We start from the raw sequence: 1,265 nt of genomic DNA on the forward strand, positions 1-1,265 counted from the left end.
GGCAAATTCATATGGTGGGAGCAACGCTCTGATGAAGGAGCGTTTCATGGTCAAGTTGTTTCCGCCTGGTACTCGTACTGCGTTCGTTGATTTGGTGTGCGCTGGCGCGACGACGGTGAGTGCTGCGGCGAGTGTCGGCGCGGGGACTGCGTCGGCATCGCGGTGGTGGGCCCAGTCTGGGGGCATGACGATCGATAGAGGCGCGACGGGTGGTCTTGCTGATCCGGTGCCGGACGTGATGCCGATCAGTGAGCGGATGCTGACAGCGCACGAGCGAGGGATGATTCAGATGGGCCGACGTGCGGGCATGAGTTATGCCCGCATCGGGGCGGAAATCGGTCGGGATAAGTCCGTGATCTGGCGGGAGGTGAAGCGCAATACGAGCCCGGACGGGGTGTATTACGCGTCTGTCGCGCACACGAGAGCGCACCAGGCCAGGCGGCGTCCGAAGCCGTTCGCGCTGATCGAGAACGAGGCGCTGTGCCGGTTGATCGAGGTGTGGATGGATGAGGGGTGGAGCCCGGCGCTGATCTCAGCAATGTTGGAGTTCTACTTCCCGGATGATCGGACTATGCAGGTGAGTCACGAGACGATCTACCAGGCCCTCTACGTCCAGACCCGCGGAAAGCTGCGGGCAGATCTGGCGCAGAAGCTCTCCCTGAAACGGAACAAGCGTGTTGCCCACACATCCGATCGGCGCAAGAACAGCCCCTACAAGGAAGCGTTCAAGATCAGTGACCGGCCGGCCGAGGTCGAGAACCGGGCTGTTCCGGGACATTGGGAAGGAGACCTCATCATCGGGTGTGATGGGACTGCGATCGGCACTCTCGTCGAGCGCGCGACGCGCTTCACGATCCTGCTCCACCTCCCCGGAGATCACACCGCCGATACCGTCGCTGCGGCGATGATCCGAGAGATGGGCGACCTGCCCGAGCATCTGCGCCGCTCGATCACCTGGGATCGCGGAACGGAACTGGCCGAGTACGCCCAGATCCAGACCGCGTTGGACACGACGCTCTACTTCTGCGACCCGCACTCGCCCTGGCAACGCGGGACCAACGAGAACACCAACCGGCTGCTGCGGTTCTGGTTCGAGAAGGGCTCAGACCTCTCCGCCCATACCCCCGAAGACCTCCGCCGAGTCGCTGCGACACTGAACCGTCGCCCCCGCCCGACCCTTGAGCTTCAGACCCCAGCCAACCGACTCAACGAGCTACTACTCGCCGCGTGAACCCCGGCGTTGCTCCCACCACTTGACATTGCCC

Annotated in this window: 1 protein-coding gene; it reads left to right on the top strand. The window is 63.2% G+C overall.

Translation table 11 applies throughout. The features are described from left to right. Positions 1–46: 46 nt before the first annotated feature. Positions 47–1,231 carry an IS30 family transposase gene (locus JF52_RS0116210; protein ID WP_052166658.1) on the top strand — a complete coding sequence of 395 codons (1,185 nt, stop codon included), beginning with the start codon at positions 47–49 and terminating at the stop codon, positions 1,229–1,231. Positions 1,232–1,265: the final 34 nt, after the last annotated feature.

This window comes from Microbacterium profundi (genome assembly GCF_000763375.1).
Taxonomy (GTDB): domain Bacteria; phylum Actinomycetota; class Actinomycetes; order Actinomycetales; family Microbacteriaceae; genus Microbacterium; species Microbacterium profundi.

Bases quoted from the DNA above. Each gene is read 5' to 3' on its own strand.
- JF52_RS0116210 (WP_052166658.1), top strand. From the start codon at position 47: ATGGTCAAGTTGTTTCCGCCTGGTACTCGTACTGCGTTCGTTGATTTG.